Source organism: Mycobacterium sp. B14F4 (genome assembly GCF_039871645.1).
Classification (GTDB): Bacteria; Actinomycetota; Actinomycetes; order Mycobacteriales; family Mycobacteriaceae; genus Mycobacterium.
Window position 1 is genome coordinate 35,624 of the sequence record NZ_JBDPMF010000014.1, and the last position, 20,483, is coordinate 56,106.

General features: G+C 68.9%; 17 protein-coding genes. 7 read left to right on the top strand and 10 right to left on the bottom strand.

The genetic code is table 11. The features are described 5' to 3' along the window. Nucleotides 1-30: 30 nt before the first annotated feature. The 4 genes from ABGB19_RS25505 to ABGB19_RS25520 form a co-directional block, all read right to left on the bottom strand. Nucleotides 31-1,251 carry a cytochrome P450 gene (locus ABGB19_RS25505; RefSeq protein WP_347688785.1) on the bottom strand — a complete coding sequence of 407 codons (1,221 nt, stop codon included), beginning with the start codon at nucleotides 1,249-1,251 and terminating at the stop codon, nucleotides 31-33. Beyond that, on the bottom strand, nucleotides 1,248-2,969 hold the full coding sequence (locus ABGB19_RS25510) for an amidohydrolase family protein (protein ID WP_347688786.1): 1,722 nt from the start codon (nucleotides 2,967-2,969) through the stop codon (nucleotides 1,248-1,250). The genes ABGB19_RS25505 and ABGB19_RS25510 overlap by 4 nt, the downstream gene beginning before the upstream one ends. 9 nt (nucleotides 2,970-2,978) lie before the next feature. Next, nucleotides 2,979-4,175 carry an amidohydrolase family protein gene (locus ABGB19_RS25515; RefSeq protein ID WP_347688787.1) on the bottom strand — a complete coding sequence of 399 codons (1,197 nt, stop codon included), beginning with the start codon at nucleotides 4,173-4,175 and terminating at the stop codon, nucleotides 2,979-2,981. A 68-nt stretch (nucleotides 4,176-4,243) separates the two neighbouring features. Beyond that, nucleotides 4,244-5,710, bottom strand: coding sequence for an aldehyde dehydrogenase family protein (locus ABGB19_RS25520; protein WP_347688788.1), 1,467 nt, complete (start codon nucleotides 5,708-5,710; stop codon nucleotides 4,244-4,246). 49 nt (nucleotides 5,711-5,759) lie between these two features. Between ABGB19_RS25520 and ABGB19_RS25525 the strand changes: the two genes are divergently transcribed. Then, nucleotides 5,760-6,854 carry a Zn-dependent alcohol dehydrogenase gene (locus ABGB19_RS25525; protein WP_347688789.1) on the top strand — a complete coding sequence of 365 codons (1,095 nt, stop codon included), beginning with the start codon at nucleotides 5,760-5,762 and terminating at the stop codon, nucleotides 6,852-6,854. Nucleotides 6,855-6,881: 27 nt separating this feature from the next. Here the strand turns inward: ABGB19_RS25525 and ABGB19_RS25530 are convergent, their stop codons facing one another. Beyond that, the gene (locus ABGB19_RS25530; RefSeq protein ID WP_347688842.1) at nucleotides 6,882-7,748 is read right to left on the bottom strand and encodes an SDR family NAD(P)-dependent oxidoreductase; all 867 of its coding nucleotides are present in this window, start codon (nucleotides 7,746-7,748) and stop codon (nucleotides 6,882-6,884) included. Between the two features lie 5 nt (nucleotides 7,749-7,753). Between ABGB19_RS25530 and ABGB19_RS25535 the strand changes: the two genes are divergently transcribed. The 4 genes from ABGB19_RS25535 to ABGB19_RS25550 are packed head-to-tail and all read left to right on the top strand — an operon-like array spanning nucleotide 7,754 to nucleotide 12,533. Then, on the top strand, nucleotides 7,754-8,284 hold the full coding sequence (locus tag ABGB19_RS25535; protein WP_347688790.1) for a lipoprotein LpqH: 531 nt from the start codon (nucleotides 7,754-7,756) through the stop codon (nucleotides 8,282-8,284). Nucleotides 8,285-8,339: 55 nt separating this feature from the next. After that, the gene (locus ABGB19_RS25540) at nucleotides 8,340-9,863 is read left to right on the top strand and encodes an MFS transporter (protein WP_347688791.1); all 1,524 of its coding nucleotides are present in this window, start codon (nucleotides 8,340-8,342) and stop codon (nucleotides 9,861-9,863) included. Nucleotides 9,864-9,918: 55 nt separating this feature from the next. Continuing rightward, on the top strand, nucleotides 9,919-10,917 hold the full coding sequence (locus ABGB19_RS25545; RefSeq protein ID WP_347688792.1) for an alpha/beta hydrolase: 999 nt from the start codon (nucleotides 9,919-9,921) through the stop codon (nucleotides 10,915-10,917). Beyond that, nucleotides 10,914-12,533, top strand: a complete 1,620-nt coding sequence (locus ABGB19_RS25550; RefSeq protein ID WP_347688793.1) for an MFS transporter — start codon at nucleotides 10,914-10,916, stop codon at nucleotides 12,531-12,533. The genes ABGB19_RS25545 and ABGB19_RS25550 overlap by 4 nt, the downstream gene beginning before the upstream one ends. Here the strand turns inward: ABGB19_RS25550 and ABGB19_RS25555 are convergent. Both ABGB19_RS25555 and ABGB19_RS25560 read right to left on the bottom strand, forming a co-directional pair. After that, nucleotides 12,430-13,830 carry a wax ester/triacylglycerol synthase family O-acyltransferase gene (locus ABGB19_RS25555; protein WP_347688794.1) on the bottom strand — a complete coding sequence of 467 codons (1,401 nt, stop codon included), beginning with the start codon at nucleotides 13,828-13,830 and terminating at the stop codon, nucleotides 12,430-12,432. The genes ABGB19_RS25550 and ABGB19_RS25555 overlap by 104 nt on opposite strands. A gap of 49 nt (nucleotides 13,831-13,879) precedes the next feature. Continuing rightward, complete coding sequence (locus ABGB19_RS25560) at nucleotides 13,880-14,473, bottom strand: TetR/AcrR family transcriptional regulator (RefSeq protein ID WP_347688795.1); 594 nt, start codon at nucleotides 14,471-14,473, stop codon at nucleotides 13,880-13,882. Nucleotides 14,474-14,540: 67 nt separating this feature from the next. On the opposite strand from ABGB19_RS25560, the gene ABGB19_RS25565 reads away from it, so the two are divergent. Next, entirely contained in the window at nucleotides 14,541-16,103 is a 1,563-nt protein-coding gene (locus tag ABGB19_RS25565; RefSeq protein WP_347688796.1) for an NAD(P)/FAD-dependent oxidoreductase, read from the top strand. Here the strand turns inward: ABGB19_RS25565 and ABGB19_RS25570 are convergent. The 3 genes from ABGB19_RS25570 to ABGB19_RS25580 form a co-directional block, all read right to left on the bottom strand. Beyond that, complete coding sequence (locus tag ABGB19_RS25570) at nucleotides 16,100-16,552, bottom strand: cyclic nucleotide-binding domain-containing protein (RefSeq protein WP_347688797.1); 453 nt, start codon at nucleotides 16,550-16,552, stop codon at nucleotides 16,100-16,102. The two genes, ABGB19_RS25565 and ABGB19_RS25570, sit on opposite strands and share 4 nt — an antisense overlap. Nucleotides 16,553-16,634: 82 nt before the next feature. Continuing rightward, nucleotides 16,635-18,227 (bottom strand): NAD(P)/FAD-dependent oxidoreductase, encoded by a 1,593-nt coding sequence (locus tag ABGB19_RS25575; protein WP_347688798.1) that lies wholly within the window; start codon nucleotides 18,225-18,227, stop codon nucleotides 16,635-16,637. Next, on the bottom strand, nucleotides 18,224-19,147 hold the full coding sequence (locus tag ABGB19_RS25580) for an alpha/beta hydrolase (protein ID WP_347688843.1): 924 nt from the start codon (nucleotides 19,145-19,147) through the stop codon (nucleotides 18,224-18,226). Before ABGB19_RS25580 ends, ABGB19_RS25575 begins: the two co-directional genes overlap by 4 nt. 68 nt (nucleotides 19,148-19,215) lie before the next feature. Between ABGB19_RS25580 and ABGB19_RS25585 the strand changes: the two genes are divergently transcribed. Then, complete coding sequence (locus tag ABGB19_RS25585) at nucleotides 19,216-20,451, top strand: cytochrome P450 (RefSeq protein WP_347688799.1); 1,236 nt, start codon at nucleotides 19,216-19,218, stop codon at nucleotides 20,449-20,451. Nucleotides 20,452-20,483: the final 32 nt, after the last annotated feature.

Here is a 20,483-nt window from a genome sequence, read left to right on the forward strand (position 1 = left end):
GGTCGCGGCCCGAAGATGCGTACGGGCCAACTACGCCGGTGTGAATTCGACCGGCAAGGCGGCCGGGGAGCGGAAGGCCACACCCTTGATCACCGGGTCCGAGGCGGTCGGGTCCAGCCGGAGGTCCGGTAGCCGGTCGAGCAGGGCATTGATCGCCACCGTCGTCTCCATCCGGGCCAGCGGCATGCCCAGGCACACATGTGGGCCCGCACCGAACGTCAAATGTGCGATGTTGCGTCGCGTCGGGTCGAACTGGTCCGGACTCGGGTAGTGCGCCGGATCGCGGTTGGCCGCCGCCACACTGACACTCACGTTCGTGCCCGCCGGAATCTCGATCCCGGCGAGCTCACAATCGCACCTCGCCACCCGGACCACCGTGCTGATCGGCGGCTCCCACCGCAGCGCCTCTTCGATGGCGCCCGGCAGCATCCCCCGGTCGGCGCGCACCGCCGACATCAACGACGGCTCGGTCAGCATCGCCACGAGGAGATTGCCGGATGCCCGGTAGGTCGTCTCCACCCCCGCCGGCAGGATCAGGAGTAGAAACGCGAATATCTCGTCGTCCGAGAGCCGCCCGCCGTTGATCTCCGATTCCGCCAACGTGCTGATCAAGTCGTCCTGCGGATCTTTCCGCCGCTCAGCGAGGATTTCGCTGAAGTACTCCTTCAGCGTCGCCGACGCCGCCATCCCGATGTCCCAGTCGTAGACCACGCTGAGCAGCTCAATCGACAGCTGCTGAAACCGGACATAGTCCTCCCGCGGCAGCCCCATCAGCCGTGCGATCACCTGCACCGGAAACGCGAACGTGAACTCGCGCACCAAGTCTGCCCGTCCGCGCGGCGCGAACCGGTCGATCAGCTCGTGCACCACCACCTCGACGAGTTCCGTGCGCCACCGCTGCAAGAGCTTCGCGCGGAACAACGGCGATATCAGCGCCCGATTCGTCCGATGCTCGGCGCCCTCTTGTTCGAGCAGCGTGCGCCCCATCACGGGCCCCATGATGTGCTCGTAGATCGACGACGAGAACCGCTCGGAATCCGTGAGCACGGCCTGGCACTCGTCGTAACCGAGCACAGTCACCCCAGCCACATCGAGGTTCTGCGCCGACGTCTCGAAGATAGGGTTCCCGACCATCACACGATGCTTCTCCCGTGCCTCGCGCAGCTTCTCGTGCACGTTCTCGACCGCCATCAGCAGGCCGTCCTGCAGCTTGGCGGGGTCGAACTCCGCCACCGGCACCCTGTTCGTCATGACGCCGTCACCGTCGTCGTGTCACGGCCCGACCTCAAGACCGTCCCCGGCATCGCGCCCGTCGCGACCCCGTCGCGGCAAACCGCCACACCCCCTACCCACACCGACGAGACACCTTTCGCCTCGGCCACCAAACGCGGTGCGCCGGCAGGCAAGTCGTAGCTGGTACGTTCCGGCCCGTGGGCGACGGTCGCCGGGTCGAACATCACCAGGTCGGCGTGCCAGCCAGGAGTGATCCGGCCGCGTTCCGTCAACCCGTACAGGCGCGCCGGCACATCGGTGATCAGGCGGACCGCCTCCTCCAGCGTCACCACCTGGTGCTCTCGCACGCCGTGGCCGAGCAGCGACGTGGTGTAGATGGCGCCGCACATCATGTCGAGGTGCGCGCCGGCGTCCGACCCGCCGATCACCGCGTCCCGGTTGCGCCACACCTCGGCGCGCACCTTCCAGTCCGCCTCGTCGTCACCGAACGGCCGAGGCGTGAGCCCCGTCCGCAACTCGTCGGCGATCACGACGTCGAGCAGTGCGTCGAACGGTTCCTTCCCCCTCTCCGTGGCGACCTCGCCGACGGTGCGGCCGGTCGCATCGTCGTTCTCGGGGGCGAAAGTCTCGACAATGATCAGTCGCTCCCAATCGGCAAGGCCGCGAAGGATTCCCGCCTCCTTCGAGTGGGCACCCTCGTCGAGGCGGCGACGAACTTCCGGATCGGCCAGCGCCCGCAGCCGCTCCGGGACCGGTAGATGCATGGTCTCGCCCCAGCCGGGCAGCCCGTCGAGCACGAAGCCGGACAGGAACGACAGTCGGATCTTCGTCGCGTGCGGCAGGGTGAGCGCGACGACGCGACCGCCGCGTTCAGCGGCGATTTCCGATGCCCGCAACTGCTTTTCGTGCTGCGCGGGATTCGCCGCCGACACACCCAGCACGTTCCAGTTCAGCGGCCGGTCCGCGGCCCTGGACATGCCGGTGAGCAGGTCGATGTCCTCGTCGGTGAAGCCGGAAAGGCATCCGGGGATGATCGCCTCCAGCTGGGTGCCGGGCTGGACCCTGACCGCCGCCGCCAGCGCCAGCAGCTCCTCGCGTGACGCGCTGCGCGACGGCACCGGATGCCCCTCACCGTCGTTGTGGGTGGTGGACTGCGACGTCGACAAACCCAGCGCGCCGTCGGCCAGCGCGGCGCCGAGCAGTGCGGCCATCTTTCCGATCTGCGCCGGCGATGCGTCACCGCCGACCGCATCATCGCCCATCGCGGCAAGCCGGATCGCCGAATGTCCCACCAGGAAACCGGCATTCACCGCGGTATGGCCGTCGAGTCGGGCCAGCCAGTCACCGAACGTCGACCACCGCCAGTCGAGGCCTGCGCGCAACGCCTCGAGCGGCATGCCTTCGACGCGGGCCAACATCCGGGTGAGGTAGTCCTGCTGCTCGGGCCCCGCGGGCGCCAGCGTGAAGCCACAATTTCCGCCGAATACCGTCGTGACGCCGTGCTGTATCGACGGGCTGGCGGTCGGATCCCAGAAGAGCTGGGCATCGTAGTGCGTGTGCAGGTCGACGAACCCAGGGGCGAGCGTCTGCCCCTCCGCATCAACGGTTTTGGTGGCCTGCTCGTCGACATCGCCGACGGCGACGATCCGCCCGTCGCGAATGCCGACATCGCCGTGACGGGCGCGTGCGCCCGTGCCGTCGACGATCTGAGCGTCTCGGATCACCAGATCCAGCACTACAACCTCCTATGACGCGACACCATTCGCCAGCCATCCCTCGTCCGGAATCGGATGACGGAACAACCCGGCGGCGTTGCGGTGAGTGATGCGGGCCGCGTCCTCGGCCGACAGTTTCTCGACGTTGCGCGCGACGACGTGTTGGGTGTCGGGCCATGTCGAGTCGGCGTGGGGGTAGTCGCTCTCGATGAGGATGCGCTCGGCGCCGATCGCGTCGAGTGCCCCGAAAGCGGAGGGGTCGTCGATCGAGCAGAACCAGAAGTTGCGCCGCAGCACCTCGCTCGGCAGCAGATCGCTCTTCCACGCCCCGCCCTCGGCGCCGGATGCGGAGTGGGCGAGGACGAAGTCGGCCCGGTCGGCCAGCATCGCAACCCAGCCCAGGCCGCCCTCGTCGAGGGTGATGTTCAGCTTCGGGAAGCGGACAGGGATGCCGGACCACAGCCAATCCGCCGTCGCCACAAGGGCGTTCACCGGAAATAACGTCGTGATGGTCTCGAACGGGGTGTCCGGGGCGGGGATCGGCGCCCATTGCGCGGAGCCGGTGTGCAGGCAGATGACGGTGTCGGTCTCCTCGCACGCGGCCAGGAAGGGGTCCCACACACCGGTGTGCAGGCTGGGTAGGCCGCACTGGGCGGGCAGCTCGGGGAAGCTCACCGCCTTGAACCCGCGCTCGGCGTTGCGGCGCAGCTCCTCGGCCGCAAGTTGCGGGTCGCCCAGCCACGGCAACTGCAGCGGGATGATCCGGTCCGGGTAGGCACCGGCCCACTCCTCGAGATGCCAGTCGTTCCATGCCCGCAGCACCGCGAGTCCGAGTTCAGGGTCGTCACTCTTCCAGAACACCGTCCCGGAGAACCCGGCGATCAGCGACGGGAAGTTCAGCGACGCCCAGATACCCGCGAGGTCCATGTCGGCGATGCGAGCGTCGATGTCCCAGCATCCACGCCGCATTTCGTCGAACCGCGCGGGTTCCATGCTCCATTCCTCTTTGGGCCGTCCGATGACGGCGTTGAGCCCGATGTTCGGGTACGTGCGGCCTTCGTAATGCCAAGCCTGGCTGCCGTCGGATTCAACGATCTTCGGCGCCCGGTCGGCGAGCTTGCCGGGGAGGCGGCCATCGAACATGCCGGGGGGCTCGACGACGTGATCGTCGACCGAGATCAGGATGTGCTGTCGCTCCCGGGGCGTCGGGTCTGGCAGCAGCGCCATACCTGTCGACTATCGTCGCTTTTGCGGACCTGTCAATGCTATTTGTATAAAAACAGAGAAACACGCCGTCAGCGAGGCGGCGGCTGGCGGACGAAGCCCCGGGGCTGGGTGAACGCCCGAAGTCCGTCGGCGCCGAGCTCGCGGCCGAGGCCGGACTGCCCGACCCCACCGAACGGTACCCGTGGGTCCTGCGCGGCCATGCCATGGCAGTTGACGCTGACGGTGCCCGCAACGAGCTGTGCCGTCACCCTGTCGGCCAACGCCTCATCGCCAGTCCACACCGACGCGGTCAGCCCGAATTCGGTCGCGTTCGCCGCCGCCACGGCGTCATCGATGTCGTCGTAGCCGAAGATCGGCAGCACTGGGCCGAACTGCTCCTCGCAAGCAAGCGCAGAGTCGGGCGCCGCATCGGTGACCACTGTGGGAAGGACGAAGTACCCTCCGGCGTCGGCGTCCTCATCACGGATCCGCCCGGCGGTGCTCACCGTCGCACCGTGTGCCGCGGCATCATCGATGAGCGTCTGTACCCTGTCGCGCCCGGCGGCGGTGTGCAACGGGCCCAGCGTCACCTCGTCGGCCAAGCCGTCGCCGACGACCTCTCGCTCGCACCGCGCCAGAATCGCCTCCGATATCTCGTCCACCCGGTTCCGTGGTGCAAAAAGCCGCTTGATCGCCATGCAAACCTGGCCCCCGGTGGTGTACGTCGCCGTCGTCAGCTGCTCCACGAGGCCTTCGCTGACGGCCAGGTCGGGGGCGATGATCGCCGCGTCGTTGCCCCCCAGTTCGAGCAACAGCGGGGTGAGCCGCCGCGCGGCGGCGGCCATCACCGCACGCCCCGTCGCCGGGCCGCCGGTCAACGAGATCACGTCGATACCGCGGTGGGTGACCAACGCCTGCGCCAGCTCGACCCCGGGCGCCGACAGGACGTTCACCACACCCGGCGGCAGTGCGGCCGCCACCGCCGCGCCGAACTGCAGCGCGGTCAGCGGAACCGTCGGCGGCAGCTTCACGACTGCTGTGTTGCCCGCGGCCAGCGCCGAGGTGAGCTTGGTCATCAGCACCGCGAGCGGCCAGTTGAACGGAATCACCAAAGCCGCAACACCATAGGGCTCCCGATGCACCCGGGGATAGGGTCCCTGCGGGTCGATCTGCTCGGGTGCAACAGCTTCCTCGGCCATCGATCCGAGCACCGCCGCAATCATCGGGGCGGTGTCGATCTCGAAGCCGGCCTCGGACAGCACCTTGCCGTGCTCGCTGGTGTACAGCCGCGCGCCGTCGATCGCTTTCAGTTGCTCGGCGGCCGTCGTCGCCGCAGCGGTGACCCTCGCGACACGCTCTGCGACGTCCATCGCGCGCCAGTCGGGGAAGGCGTTCCGCGCCGCGGTCACTGCCCGGTCGAGTTGGGCCAGATCTGCAGCAGGGGCCTGGCCGACGATCTCCCCGGGTCTGGCCGGGTTGCGCACCGGGTAACTTCCCGCGGCGCCGGAATGTGCCTCGCCGCCGATGGTGAGTGTCGACAGGGTGGTTGTCGTCATGGCTGGTGTCCCTTGACCGCGTCGTGTCGTCTCGCCATCGTAAGTCCGTATGAAGGCGGTGGTGCTGCGCGAGGTCGGCCGACCTTGCGCAGTCGAAGACCTGACACTGCGCCCGCTCGGACGCCACGAGGTCAAGGTTCAACTGGCGGCCAGCGGCATCTGCCACACCGACCTGTCGCTACGCGACGGCGGCATGCCCGCCCTCCTGCCCTGCACGCTCGGTCACGAGGGCGCGGGGATCGTCGTCGAGGTAGGGCCCGACGTCACGCGGGTACGACCCGGCGACCATGTCGTGCTCACCTGGAACGTTCCCTGTCGGATGTGTCCGCACTGTCTGCGCGGCGATTCACACCTGTGCCCACAAGGGCTGCAACATGCCTTCGCGGAGCCGTACGCCTCAGCTGCCGGCGGTCCGGTGTGGCCGTCGATGGGCGCGGGAACACTGGCCGAACAGGCGCTGATACCCGCCGACGCCGTCGTGGCCGTGGACCGGTCGATGCCGCTGGATCTCGCCGCGCTGCTTGGCTGCGCGGTGACGACCGGCGTCGGTGCGGTGCTGCGCACCGCAGCAGTGCGGCCGGGCGAGAGTGTGCTGGTAATCGGTTGCGGCGGTGTGGGTTTGGCGGCGATACAAGGAGCGCGAGTTGCCGGCGCCGCGCGCATCATCGCCGCGGACACGGTGGCGGAACAGCTTCCCGCCGCGACTGCCAATGGCGCAACCGACACGGTGGACGCGAGCGACGGCGATCTTGTGACCACGGTTCACCGGCTCACCGGCGGCGCCGGGGTGGATCACGGGATCGAGGTCGTCGGGAAGGCCGCGACGATTCGCGCCGCGTACGACTGCACCCGCCGCGGCGGCACGGTCACGCTGGTGGGCGCGGCCGGCATCGATGACTCAGTGACGTTTCCCGCGCTCTCACTGATGGCGGACGGCAAGACGATGCGGGGCAGCGTCTACGGTGCCAGCGATCCGGTGCGCGACATCCCGGTCCTCGCAGACCTGGCACTGCGCGGACGGCTGGATCTCGAGGCGTTGGTGACGCAGCGAATCGGCATCGACGACGTCGAAACGGCCTTCAGCGACATGGCCGCCGGCCGTGGGGCGCGCCGCCTGGTGTGCTTCGGCTCCGGCGACCGCTGACGTTGACGAGCTCGTCGTGGATCCGCCTTACCGTGCTGAGTCGGTGTCCCGGGTGCGTCGCCACCACAGCTGGGTCACCCGCTCCACCGGTGCCCGCAGCAGCACCGTGGCCACCTCGGCGGGCCACAGCCACCAGGGCGCGATCGTCCGCGGCCGTTCGATGATCGCCTTCGCGACGATGTCCGCCGCCTCGTCGGCAGACAGCGTGGGCGCCTTGCGCAGGCTCTCCGTCGGCGCGGACATCCGGGTATCGATCAGCCCCAGGTAGATCGACGTGACGTCCACGCCGTCGGCATGTAACTCGGGCGCGACGCTGCGCAGCCACATGTCGAACGCGCCTTTCGACGCCTGATAAACGCCCCAGCGCGGACCGGGCGGTACGCGGACCGCGACGCTGGACACGTTCACGACGTGCCCGGAGCCACGCTCCCGCATCGCCGGTAGCAATCCCAGCAGCAACCGGACCGGCCCGAGGTAGTTGACGCCGATGGTGCGGTCGAAGTCCTGCGGCCGCTCGTACTGGTGGTGCAGCTCGCGGCGGATGGACTTGCCGGCATTGCTCACGACGATGTCCGGCGGCCCGTGCTCGGCGAGGACCCGCCTCGTCAACGTGGTCACGGCGACCTCGTCGCTCAGATCAACCGGATAACCGATCGCGTGTCCGCCGTCGGAGTTGATGGCCCGCGCGATCTCGTCGAGCTTGTCTGCCGAACGCGCCGCCATGAGCACGGTCGCCCCTGCCGCCGCCACCTTGTACGCGGCGGCTTCTCCGATGCCGAACGACGCGCCCGTGATCAACACCGTCGCTCCGGAAACCCGGTCGCGCAGGCGGTCAAGATCAACTACCCGTGAGGGATTCACGAGTTTGTCGATGACCTTCGCCGTCGGATCCATCACGCATGGAATTCCCGGATATTTGCATGCTGAACCTCACGGGCGCGCACGCTCTACGTGTGGCTAACACACTGTTTTGGGTAACCCCGTGTCACGGGAGGTGTGCGATGCGGACCCGGTGGCTTGGCCTTGCGACGGCGCTGACGGCCGTCACCCTCACCGCGGGGTGCGGACTGACGGGTCCCGAACCCGCTGAACGGCCTGAGAAAGCGGGCCGCATCACACTGGCGGACAAGTCACGCAACACCCAGGTCGTCTCGTGCACCCAGATCGACTGGATGTTGTCGATCGAGGCAACTGCCGCTCCTGGGAACGCCAGCGCGTCCCTTCGACTCGGCGGCGACCGGCCGATCGTCGAGACGGTCAGCATCGAGAACATCGACGGCCTGCATGGCATCGCCGGCGGCGACGCCGGCAAGGCCGAGGCCTCCTTCGTCGACGGCACGTACACGATCACCGGCACCGCCGTCGTCTCGAACGTGGCCGAACCCGGACAATCGACGACCGCGCCCTTCCGCATCGAAGCCCCCTGCTGAATAGTCCACCCGCATTCCCCTGAGCCGATCCACCACGGCCAGTAGCATCCACCGCGTGCCGGAAGCCCCCGCTGTGCAGCGCCAGGTCTCGGGACTCGCGGCCACCATGACCATCGTCGCCATGGGCCTCGGCTACGCGATCTCGATCGGCGACCCGACGAGCATGTCGGCCAACCTGCAACTCGTGTCGTCCGGCCTGCACATCACCGGGGGCAGTGCCACGTTCGTCGACAGCCTCGCGACGCTCACCATGGCGGCCGCCGTCCTCAGCGCCGGCGCGCTCGGCGATCTCTACGGCATGCGGCGGATGTACCTCGTCGGCCTCGCCGGCGCGATCGCGTTCAGCGTGCTCGCGGCCGCCGCGCCCGTGCCCGCGGCCCTGATGGTCGCGCGTGCGGGCGTCGGGATCACGTTCGCCTTCCTCATCGGGCTCTCGCTCGCGATCACCAACGCCGTCTTCCCGCCCGGGAAGCGAGCCGCGGCGATCGCCGCTTACTTCGGCGTCGGCTATGCCGTCGCCACCCCGATGCCCGCGATCAGCGGCGCCCTCGGGCACGCAATCGGCTGGCGTGCCTGCTTTTTCGTCGTGCCGGTCATCGCCGCGGTCGGGCTGCTGATCGTCTGGCGGTTCGTGCCCGAGACCGTGCGCGCCGCCCGGCGGCTCGACCTGATGGGCATGGGCCTGTTCGCCGTCGCGCTGCTGGGCCTGATCTTCGGCATCTCGCGCATCGAAACCGGCTTCAACACCGCCGGGCTCACCGCCATCGCATTGGGTCTGGCCGCCGGCGCCGCGTTCGTCTGGCAGGAACTGCGCACCCGCGACCCCGCGCTCGACATGCGCGTCTTCCGCTCCGGCCGGTTCAACGCCGCCGTCACCGCAGGCGTGATGTTCAACATCGTGCTCGGCGGCTCGATGGTCCTGCTGGCCTTCTACCTCGTCACCATCCGCAAGGAGTCGCACGAGCTGTTCGGCCTGCTGTTGATCCCCGCCACCGCGATGGCCGCCGTCGCCGCCACCTCCGCCGGACCTGCCGCGAACCGGTTCGGCCCCCGCACCGTCATGATCACCGGGCTGGTCGTCATGCTCGGCGGCCTGCTGATGCTGCGACTGTTCACCCTCGAGTCCACGCGAACGACGGTGTTCATCACCGCGGCGCTCATCGTGGTGGGCGGCGCGCTGGTCACCACGCCGCAGGCCACCATCATGATGAGCAGCGCACCGGCCGATCTCGGCGGCGCGGTCTCCGCCGTCAAGAGCGCCGTCAACGAGGGTGGCTACTCGCTGGGCCCGGCGCTGTTCGCCCTCATCGGCATCAACCTCTTCCTCACCGACAGCGTGCGCGACCTGCACCAGGACGGGCTCACCCGCGCCGAGGCCCGGGAGGCGCTCCTGGTCGCGCACGGGGGCCGCGGCGCGCAGATGGTCAACCCGGAGCAGGCGCGACTGGTCATCGAGCAGGCGCCCCACACCGCCGTCGACGCGATCCACACCCTCGCCGCGATGATGGCCGTCGGACCGGTGATCGCGATCGTGTTGGCGCTGTGGTTGATCAAGCCGGTCATCAGCGTTCGTCCCTGAGATCGGGGTCCTTGGGCTCTAACGACCGCGCACTTTCCGGGCAAGCTTGTCTTGCATGAGGCGCCCGGGACGCACCAAGCCCTTCCGCACGGCGACGGGCGGCGTCGTGCCCGAGAGCGTCGCCGAGGTGGGCTACTGCCGGCTGGGCGGGGCCGACCAGTGGGTGATGATCCGCGGCCGGAACCTGGCCAACCCGCCGCTCATCCATCTGCACGGCGGGCCCGGGTTCAGCGAGACCCGCCTGTTGCGTCACTTCAACTCCGAACTGGAAACCCGGTTCACCGTCGTCTACTGGGACCAGCGCGGCGCCGGGAAGTCGTTTCGCCCCGGCATTCCGCGCTCGTCGATGACCGTGGAGCAGTTCCTCGCCGACCTCGACGAGCTCGTCGCCACGGTGTGCGCCCGCGTCGGCCAGGAGCGCGTCGTCCTGCACGGCCACTCGTGGGGTTCGCTGCTCGGCGTGCTGTACGCCGACCGCCACCCGGAACGGGTCGCGGCGTACCTCGGCACCGCCCAGATCGGCGACGGGTCGGCTGCGGAGTCCGCGTCATACGCCTGCGCGGTCGCCGCTGCCGAACAGCACGACAACCGCAAGGCGCTCAACGCGTTACGCGCGATCGGCCCGCCGCCCTACCCCGGGTCCAGCGTCTTCACCGAACGCACCTGGCTGCAGCGTCTCGACGGTCAACTCAGTCCCGCGGCCCTGTGGAAGCTTCGCGGCGCGGTGTTCGGCGGCGGCCGGGAGTCGTCGCCGCTGGACCTGGTGAACCAGGTCCGCGGCTTCCGGTTCTCGATGGACGCGATGTGGGAGGAAGTCTCCGCGCTCAACCTCGTGACGGACGTGCCCGCGGTGCGCATGCCGGTGGTGTTCTTCGTGGGGCGCCGCGATCACTGGGTGCCTCCGGAGACGAGCCTGGCGTACTTCGACGCGCTCAGCGCTCCGTCGAAGCGACTTGTGTGGTTCGACGAGTCCGGTCACGAGCCGTTCGTCGACGAGCCGGCCAAGTTCAACAATGCGGTGGTCGACATGGTGCGACCGCTCGTCGCACCGTGAGTTCGCTCGACGCCACCGACGTTCGGTTGTCGCGGACCGCGGCCAGGATGACCATCGTCGCGATGGGTTTGGGGTACACGGCGGCCGTCGTCGACCCGACGATCCTGTCGGCCGACATCTCCGCAGTCCGCTTCGGCCTCGGGATGACAACGAGCACCGCGAGTTTCACCGCGAGCCTGGCGACACTGACGATGGCCGCCGCGGTCCTCGGTGCGGGCACCCTGGGCGACGTGTACGGCATGAGGCGCATGTACCTGATCGGCTTGGTCGGCACGATCGCCTTCGGCGTCCTGGCCGCCGCCGCCCCCACCGCTGCGGTGCTGATGGTGGCGCGCGCCGGCACCGGTGTGGCCCTGGCGTCCCTGCTGGGCCTGTCGCTGGCCATCGTGAACACGGTGTTCGCCCCCGAGCGCAGGACGACCGTGATCGCGTGGTACTTCGGCGTCGGGCTCGCGGTCGCAGCCCCGCTACCTGCGATCGGCGGCCTGGCGGTGGCCCAAATGAGCTGGCGGGCAGGTCTTCTCGTCACACCTGCCCTGGCCGCCGTAGCCCTGGCCATCACTCTGCGGCACGTACCGCAGATACCGCGCGCCCCGCGTGCCCTCGACCTGGCCGGGCTGGCGCTGGCCGCGGTCGCGCTGCTGGCCCTGGTCTTCGGTATCGCCCGGCTGGAAACGGGCATCGACGTCGTCGCCGTCACGGCGCTGTGCACGGGAGCGGTGGCCGCCGCGGGGTTCGTCGCCTGGGAACTGCGAACCCCCCAACCGGCGCTGGATCTTTCGATTTTCCGCAGCGGCCGCTTCAACGCCGCTGCCGGCGCGGGGCTGGCGTTCAACTTCCTCACCGGCGGGCTGATGATCCTGTTCGCGTTTTATCTCGTCACCGTCCGCGGTGAGTCGCCGCAGGTGCTCGGACTTCTGCTGATCCCGGCGACCGCGCTGGCCGCGGTGGCCGCCACGACCGCAGGGCCGGCGGCGGCGCGGTTCGGTGACCGGCCGGTGCTGGTCGGCGGGTTGGCCGTGATGCTGGCCGCGGTGCTGCTGCCTCGGTTGTTCGACGAAAACACCTCTTTGGCCGTGGTGTTCGTCGCCGTGGCCCTCACCGCCGTCGGCGGTGCCATGGTGGCCACCCCGCAGGCGTCGATCATGATGGCCAGCGCCCCCGCTCAGCTCGGCGGCGCGGTCTCCGGTGTGAAAAGCGCTGTCAATCAAGCGGGTTATTCGCTGGGCCCCACGGTGTTCGCGCTCGTCGGCATCAACCTCATCCTCAGCGAGGGCACGAGCAAGCTGTCGGGCTCGGGCATCACAATCGAGGAGGCGCGCGAGAGTTTCCGGGCGACCCACGGCGGTCATGCGGGCGGTTCTCACCTTCTCGATCCCGAACGGGCCAGGATCGTGGCCACGGCCGCGACCGAGAGCATGCTCGACGCGATACACGTTCTCAGCCTCGTCATGGCCGTGGTCCCGGTCGTCGCCATCGTCGTCACGGCCGTGATGATCAGGCCGACGCCCGCTACCGGTGCGAAGGCACACGGCCGCAGAGCAATTCGGCCAGCTCCAGCTCGAAGCGGTCGGCCAGATCCCACAGGTCGTCCACCAGGTCCGGACACGAGATGATGCCGACGTTGAGCTTGCCGCTCAGCGACATCACGGTGATGTTGAGCCCCGACCCGTGGAAGATCGGCCCCAGCGGGTAGAGCGCCTTCATCTCGGCGCCCAGCCCGTACAGCGTGGCCTCCGGTCCCGCCACATTGGAGATGACGACGTTGTGGATTGCCGTATGCGTGATCGGGGTGTGCCTCATCAAACCCAACAGCAACTCGACCGTCCCCCTCGTGATGACCTGGGTCCAGTCGACCAGCAGCGTCGGCGCGATCGCGGAGCTGTGATCCTTGGCACGCCAACTCGATTCGGCGATGGCCCGCAGCCGTTCGGCCCGATCGGCGATGTCGGTGTGCAGGTTGCAGAACATCCCCGACAACTGGTTGCGGCCGGGCCGGTCGGACTGCTCGTGCGCCGACGCCGGCACGACGGCCTTCAGTGGCTTGTCCGGCAGCTCACCGCGGTTGCGCAGGTACTCGCGCAGCGCCCCCGCGCACAGCGCCATCACCACGTCGTTGACCTTTACGCCGAACCGGTTCTTCACCCATTTGACATCGTCGAAGTCCAACTGCGCGAACGCGATCGAGCGCTCGGCGGTCACCTCAGCGTTGAACGGTGTCGCCGGTGCACTGAACGGTGCCGCCATCGCCGAGCCGGTCACCGCACGGCTGACCGTGCCTGCGACCGTCGACACCGTCGCAGGCACGACCCGTGCCAACTGCAGCGGGCGGGTGAGGAACCGCATCAATCCGCCGAGCGCGATCTCCAGCGTCGTCCCCCCGCCCGGCCCGGGGACCGGTTCGGGCGGGGCAGCGTTCGGCTCCAGATCACACAAATGGCTGAGTAGGTTGGCGGCCGACACGCCGTCCACCGCGGCGTGATGCACCTTGATCATCAACGCCAGCGGGGCCCCCTGGTGCGGGTCTGTGCCGGCGATGCCCTCGATCACCCACATCTCCCACACCGGCCGGTTGCGATCCAGCGGAAGCGACGCGATGTGCCCGCAGACCTCGGCGAGTTCCCGGCGTCCGCCTGGCGACGGCAGGTCGATCCGCTGCAGATGGCGGGAGACGTCGAAGTCGTCGTCGTCGATCCAGACCGGATGGTCCAGATTCAGCTGACTGTCGGCGATCTTCGCCCGCAGTTCCGGCAGTGCCTGCATTCGCGAGGCCAGGGTGTCGCGGAACCGCTCGAATGTGTAGCCACCGGGCATGGAGCTTGTGTCCAGCTCGGCTACCGAACACACATGCAGGGGCACGGTGGTTGATTCGCTGTACAGGAAGCTGGCATCCAGACCGCTGAGCCGTTCCACTCACCCCGCGTACCCGAACTGACACAGACGCAACCGAAGATTCGACCGCTCAGCGCAACGCCGCGAATCCCGACCGCACCAGGGTGACGCTGTCGGCCACGATCGCGCCGAGATCGCCGGTGCAGCCGCTGCGGCCCCAGTTCTCCACCGCCACGACTAGCGCCGCGGCGACGGCGGCTCCGGCGACGTCGGCCGTCAACTCCGGCACGTCGGCGTGGCGCGACCGGACGAAATCGGTGATCACCTCGGCGAACGACGCCTGCACCACCCGCAGGTGTCCGGCGGCCCGCTCGGCGCCGAGCAGCGAGGCCCGCAGCAGCGCGGCCTGGCGCACCACCTCCAGGTCGTGCGGGAAGCTGACGACGGCGGCCAGCACCGCGTCGAACAGCGACTCCGCCGCGGGCCGCCGCGCGAGGGCTTCGGCCAGCCACTCCAGCTGCGTCTCGTAGTCGCCGAACAGCACCGCTTCCTTGGTCGGGAAGTGCCGGAAGAAGGTCCGCTCGGTGACCCCGGCCTCCTCGGCGAGCCGGGCCACCGTCACGTTGGCGAACCCGTCCTTGGCGAACCGGGCGAGCGCCACCCGCCGCAACGCCTCGTTCGTGGCGGTACGGCGCTGCTGATGCAAATTGACGGGCGCGGCCATGCCGCCGATGTTAGCTGTTCTTGTCAGTACCGACACAATTACGTCAGTACTGACATAAGGTGCCCGCATGAGTGACTACGACGCGATCGTCGTCGGCGCCGGGCACAACGGGCTGACCGCGGCGGCGATCCTGCAACGCGCCGGCCTGCGCACGCTGTGCGTGGAGGCCAACACCTACGCAGGCGGCATGGCCGCCACCGTCGAGCTGATCGACGGCTTCCGCTACGAGATCGCCGGGTCGGTGCAGTTCCCCACGCCGAGCGAGATCACCAAGGACCTGGGCCTGGACACCCTGCCGACCGTCGACGCCGACGTGATGAGCGTCAACATCGGCGAGGCCGGCGAGGAGGCGATGGTCTTCTACCGCGACCCCATGGAGCTGATGGCGCACCTGGCCGACAAGCACGGCAACGAGGCGGTCATGGGCATGGCCGAGCTGATCGCCTGGAGTCAGGGGCCCGCGAAGGCGTTGGGCCGCTTCGACGTCCGCACGCCGCCGAAGACCCTCGACGAGATGTACGCGTGCGCGGCCAACGAGGCCGAGCGCAGGGCCATCCACGAGACGCTGTTCGGTTCGGCGATGGACGTCATCGACCGCTATCTGCCGGACCGCGAGAAGCACGCCGTCATGCGCGGCATGCTGGCGTTCCTCGCCGTCAACTCCACCTACCGCGGGCCCTACACGCCGGGCAGCGCGACCTGCCTGGCCTTCGCGCTGGCGGTGCCCGACGAGGGCGCGCAGATGATGACCAAGCTCGAGGGCGGCATCGGCGCACTCACCGAGCATCTGCGGGAGATGTTCGAGAGCCGCGGCGGCGAGATCCGCTACCGCACCAGGGTCGAGCAGATCCTGGTCGACGACGGCCGCATCACCGGGGTGCGCTGCCGCGACGGCCAGGTGATCACCGCGCCGGTCGTCGTGTCGAACCTGTCACCGGACACCACGCTGCTCGACCTCGTTGCCCGCGAGCATGTTTCGCCGAGGCTGGTGGAGCGGCTGGCCGGGCGTGACCATCGGGCGTCGTTCGTGCAGATGCACTTCGCGTTGGACGGGCTACCCGAGTTCGCCGCCCCGTACGAGTTCCTCAACGAACCCGGCATGCAACCGTCCGTCGGCATCTTCGGTTCCCCCGAAGAGCAGCAACGCCAGTGGGAGAACGCCTGCCGTGGCGTCATTCCGGACAATCCGTCGCTGGGCATGCAGATCCCGTCGGTGCACGATCCGGCCATGGCGCCGCCGGGCATGCACGCCGCGAGCGCCTACGCGTTCGCGTTCCCGGTCGAAACTCCCCGCGAGCAGCACGGTCACCTGAAGAACGAGATGGCCGACCAGGTGGTCAAGAAGATCTGCCGCTATGCACCCAACTTCGAGCAGATCCAGATCCGGCACATCACGTTCGCGCCGTACCACATGAACACCATGTTCGGCGCGCCCGCAGGCGACTTCTGCCACGGGTTGCTGCACCCGGACCTGATGGGGCCGAACCGGCCCGGGCCCAAGGGTTTCCGCGATCTGCCGATCGGCATCGACGGGCTGTATCTGGGCGGCGCCGGCTGCCACGGCGGCCCCGGGATCACCTTCATCCCGGGCTACAACGCCGGATACGAGGTGCTTTCCGACCTCGGCTAGTCGGCCGCTCCCGGCACGTGCCGCTTCACCGTGTCGTCCATGGTCTCGCGCAGGGCGGGGATCTCGTTCAGCAGGCGGTGCATCTCGTCGCGCGCGATGTGCAGCACCTCGGCCCGGCCCGTCGTCGTCACGGTGGCGTTGCGTAGCGACCCGCGCAGCACGGATTCGCCGATGACCTCGCCGGGTCCCACGACGGCGATGCGGTCATGGCCGACGTACACCCCGACCTCGCCGCTGAGCAGGATGTAGCAGGAGTCCGACGGCGTCTGCTCCCGGATCAGGGGCCACGGACCGGACGTCGAGGTGCGATGTGCCGCCTCCACCAGCCGCTTGAGGTCCTTGTCGGAGAACTTCGCGAACGTGTCGAATTCGCGCAGGCGGCGGGCGTCCTCCTCGATCTCCTTGGCGCGGGCGTCCTGGCTGGCGCGGGCGTATTTGCGGTTGTCCACGGTGGGTCCCCCGATTCCTGGATCTGGTTGTGTCCAGAAGACTAGCGCCCCGGCGTCGGCTGCAAACCGGAACGCCACCACCTCACCCGCGCGTGGTGAGCACCAGGCCCGAATAGTCCTGCGCGGCAATATCGTCAAGTGCCGTGCGGTAATTGCCGAATCCGCCCGCATACGGCATGAACACCCGCTTCTTGCCGTCGATGTTGGACCCCAGGTACCACGACGACTGCGCCTTGACGAACAGCGTCCGCTCGGCGGCCTCCTCGACGTGGGCCGTCCACGCCCGCGCGGCGTCACGGCGGGGCTCGACTTCGGTGATCCCCCGGCTCGTCGCCGCCAGCATCAGCCGTACCGCCCAGTCGACCTGCACCTCGGCGTGCAGCACCATGTTCGCCAGCACCGACGGGCTGCCGGGTCCGCTGAAGCTGAACAGGTTCGGCAGCCGGGGCACCATCACGCCCAGGAACGTCACCGGGCCGTCCGCCCACAGTTGCGACAGCCGGTCTCCCTGCGGGCCGACCGGATCGATCCGCAGCATCGCCCCCGTCAGCGCGTCGAAACCCGTTGCGAACACCAGCACATCGCACGGGTAGGCCGCGGCACCGGTTCGCACACCGTCGGGGGTGATCGCCTCGATCGGCTCACGGCGCAGGTTCACCAACCGCACGTTGTCGCGGTTGAACGTCGCGTAATAGCCGCCGTCCGTGCAGATCCGCTTCGTCCCGATCGGGTGGTCGGTGGGGATCAGATCGTCGGCGACGGCGGGGTCGGCGACGATCTCGCGGATGCGTTCCTCGGCGAACTCTCGCGCGATGTCGTTCGCCTCCAGCACCGACGTCTGGTCGGGGAAGGTCTTGCTGAACAGCACGCCGCCGTCCCGCCAGCGCTGCCACAGCGCCTCGAGCCGTTCCGTGGGTGCGGTGTCGAGCGCCTTCTTGTGGTACGTGCCGTGCGGGGTGCCCGCAGGCGCGTAGGCAGAGCGCCGCCGTCGCTCCGGGTACTCCCGCTGGATCCGCTCCCAGTCATCCTCGGACCACGGGTAGTTGGGCATCGGGATGGTGTAGTTCGGCGAGCGCTGGAACACCACCAACGACTCGGCCTGCGCGGCCAGGATCGGCACCGCCTGGATACCCGACGACCCGGTCCCGACGACGCCGATCCTCTTGCCGTTGAGGTCCGGGTCCTCACGGGGCCACGCCGCGGTGTAGTACACCTCTCCCGCGAAGTCGTCGAGCCCGGGGATGTCGGGCCGGTTGACCGCGGACAGGCATCCCGTCGCGCACAACAGGAATCGGGCGCGGCGCGTTTCGCCGTCGGCGGTCCGCACCTCCCATGCACCGGCGTCGAAGCGGGCCGCGGTCACCTCGGCGCCGAACAGGTAGTGCCGCCGGAGGTCGAACCGGTCCGCGACGTGGTTGAGGTACGCCAGGATCTCCGGCTGTGCGGCGAACCGCTCGGTCCACGTCCAGTCGCTCTGCAGCCGGTCGTCGAAAGAGTAGGAGTAGTCGACGCTTTCGACGTCGCAGCGGGCGCCGGGATAGCGGTTCCAGTACCAGGTACCGCCGACGCCGGGCGCCGCCTCGATGCCCAACACCGTCAGTCCCTCCGCGGCGCAGCGGTGCACGGCGTACAACCCCGCGAACCCGGCGCCGATCACGATCGCGTCGACGGTCATGCCGCCACCTCCACCTTGGTCAGCAGCCGCCGCATGTCCGCCCACAGCAGCTCGCGCGCCGAGGCTCCAGCGGGGAACGGCGTGATGGTCACGAACCCGTGGAAGAGCCCGGGGTAATCCCGTTGCACGACAGGCACATTCGCGGTGCGCAGCCGGTGGGCGTACGACACCCCCTCGTCGTGGAGGACGTCGAGCCCCGCGGTGACGACGACAGCGGGCGGAAGACCGGCGTGCGACGGCGCCGTGGCCGGGGCGATCTGCGGTGTGGGCGTCGAGTCGCCGAGATACTGCCGCCAGTACCACCGCATCGCGGTGCGGGTGTTGACGTAACCGGTCGCGTACCTGCGGTAGCTGTCGGTGTCGCACGACGGGTCAAGGACCGGGTAGATGAGCACCTGTCCGCTGGGCATCGGGGTGTCGCGTTCGCGACACATCAGGGTGGTGACGGCCGCCAGGTTGCCTCCGGCGCTGTCGCCGGCGACCAGCACCCGTTCGATGCCCAACTCGCCCGCGTGCTCGACCACCCATCGGTACGCGGCGAAGGTGTCCTCGGCCGCCGCCGGCGCGCGGTGCTCGGGGGCGCGCCGGTAGTCCACCGAGACGACGACCGTGCCGGTGTGACGCGACATCGCCCGGCAGAAGCTGTCGTGGGAGTCCAGATCGCAGAACACGAACCCGCCGCCGTGGCAGAACACCACCGCGGGTCGCGGGCCGCCGTCGCCGCGCGGCCGGTAGATCCGCACCGGGATGTCACCGGCGGGACCCGGCACCGGGCGGTCCTCGCTGCCTGCGTCGTCGAGGTTCTCAACGGGGAGGCGGCGATCGGCGACGACGGCCCGCGCCTCGTCGGGGGTCATCGTCTCGACCGCCGGGAAACCATCGTTCACGGTCTGCATGAAGGCCTGCACTCCGTCGTCCATCACGCCGTCTCCACTGCCGATCTGGGCAATCCTCTGTGTGCGCTGTGCGGGTGTTTCATCCTGAAGGCATGGTGGCACCGAATCTGCCCAAGGGCTTCGACTTCACCGATCCCGACATCTACGCCGAGCGGGTCCCGATGGAGGAGTTCGCCGAGCTGCGCCGGACGGCGCCGATCTGGTGGAACGAGCAGCCGGCCGACGTCGGTGGGTTCGGCGACGGCGGCTACTGGGCGGTGACCAAGCACTGCGACGTGCGCGAGGTGTCGCTGCGCACCGACGTGTTCTCGTCGGCCGAGAAGTCGGTGGTCCCGCGGTACAAGGTGACCGGCGGTGGCGGGCAGATCGAGGCGGGCCGGGCGTCGATGATCATGATGGACGACCCCGAGCACACCCGGCTGCGCAAGATCGTCTCCCGCGGGTTCACCCCGCGCGCCGTCGAGCGGTTGCGCGCCGAGCTCGGTGAGCGCGCCCAGCGCATCGCCGCCCAAGCCGCGTCCGAGGGTTCCGGCGACTTCGTGCTGCAGGTCGCCCGCGAGTTGCCGCTGCAGGCGATCGCGGGGCTGCTCGGTGTGCCGCAGGAGGACCGCGAGAAGCTGTTCAACTGGTCCAACCGGATGATCGGCGACGACGACCCCGAGTTCGCCGAGTACGACTCGCTCGCCTCGGCAAGCGAGATGATGTGGTACGCCATGCAATTGGCGCAGCGCAAGGCTTCGGAGCCTGGGCCCAAAGATCGGGACATCGTCACCACGCTGATCGACGCCGACGCCGACGGTCAGCTCGACGACGCCGAGTTCGGCATGTTCGTCGTGACATTGGCGATCGCGGGCAACGAGACCAGCCGCAACTCGATCACCCAGGGCATGATGGCCTTCACCGACTTCCCCGACCAGTGGGAGCTGTTCAAGGAGCAGCGGCCGAAGACCGCCGCCGACGAGATAATCCGGTGGGCCTCGCCGATCACCGCGTTCCAGCGGACCGCGATGGCCGACACCGAGCTGTCCGGCGTGCCGATCCGCAAGGGCCAGCGGCTGGTGCTGTTCTACCGGTCGGCGAACTTCGACGAGGACGTGTTCGACTCGCCGTACTCGTTCAACGTGTTGCGCAGCCCCAACCCGCATCTCGGGTTCGGCGGCACCGGGGCGCACTACTGCGTCGGCGCCAACCTCGCGCGGATGACGATCGACCTGATGTTCAATGCGATCGCCGATCACCTGCCCGATCTGCGTCCGCTCGCGGCGCCGCAGCGGCTGCGGTCGGCCATGATCAACGGCATCAAGCACTGGCAGGTCGCCTACAGGTAACGCGAGCGCACAAGCTTGTACACATTTGGTCG

Coding starts and splice junctions, on each gene's coding strand:
- ABGB19_RS25505 (WP_347688785.1), bottom strand. CDS start 1,251: ATGACGAACAGGGTGCCGGTGGCGGAGTTCGACCCCGCCAAGCTGCAG.
- ABGB19_RS25515 (WP_347688787.1), bottom strand. CDS start 4,175: ATGGCGCTGCTGCCAGACCCGACGCCCCGGGAGCGACAGCACATCCTG.
- ABGB19_RS25520 (WP_347688788.1), bottom strand. CDS start 5,710: ATGACGACAACCACCCTGTCGACACTCACCATCGGCGGCGAGGCACAT.
- ABGB19_RS25525 (WP_347688789.1), top strand. CDS start 5,760: ATGAAGGCGGTGGTGCTGCGCGAGGTCGGCCGACCTTGCGCAGTCGAA.
- ABGB19_RS25530 (WP_347688842.1), bottom strand. CDS start 7,748: ATGGATCCGACGGCGAAGGTCATCGACAAACTCGTGAATCCCTCACGG.
- ABGB19_RS25535 (WP_347688790.1), top strand. CDS start 7,754: ATGGAATTCCCGGATATTTGCATGCTGAACCTCACGGGCGCGCACGCT.
- ABGB19_RS25545 (WP_347688792.1), top strand. CDS start 9,919: ATGAGGCGCCCGGGACGCACCAAGCCCTTCCGCACGGCGACGGGCGGC.
- ABGB19_RS25560 (WP_347688795.1), bottom strand. CDS start 14,473: ATGGCCGCGCCCGTCAATTTGCATCAGCAGCGCCGTACCGCCACGAAC.
- ABGB19_RS25565 (WP_347688796.1), top strand. CDS start 14,541: ATGAGTGACTACGACGCGATCGTCGTCGGCGCCGGGCACAACGGGCTG.
- ABGB19_RS25575 (WP_347688798.1), bottom strand. CDS start 18,227: ATGACCGTCGACGCGATCGTGATCGGCGCCGGGTTCGCGGGGTTGTAC.
- ABGB19_RS25580 (WP_347688843.1), bottom strand. CDS start 19,147: ATGGACGACGGAGTGCAGGCCTTCATGCAGACCGTGAACGATGGTTTC.
- ABGB19_RS25585 (WP_347688799.1), top strand. CDS start 19,216: ATGGTGGCACCGAATCTGCCCAAGGGCTTCGACTTCACCGATCCCGAC.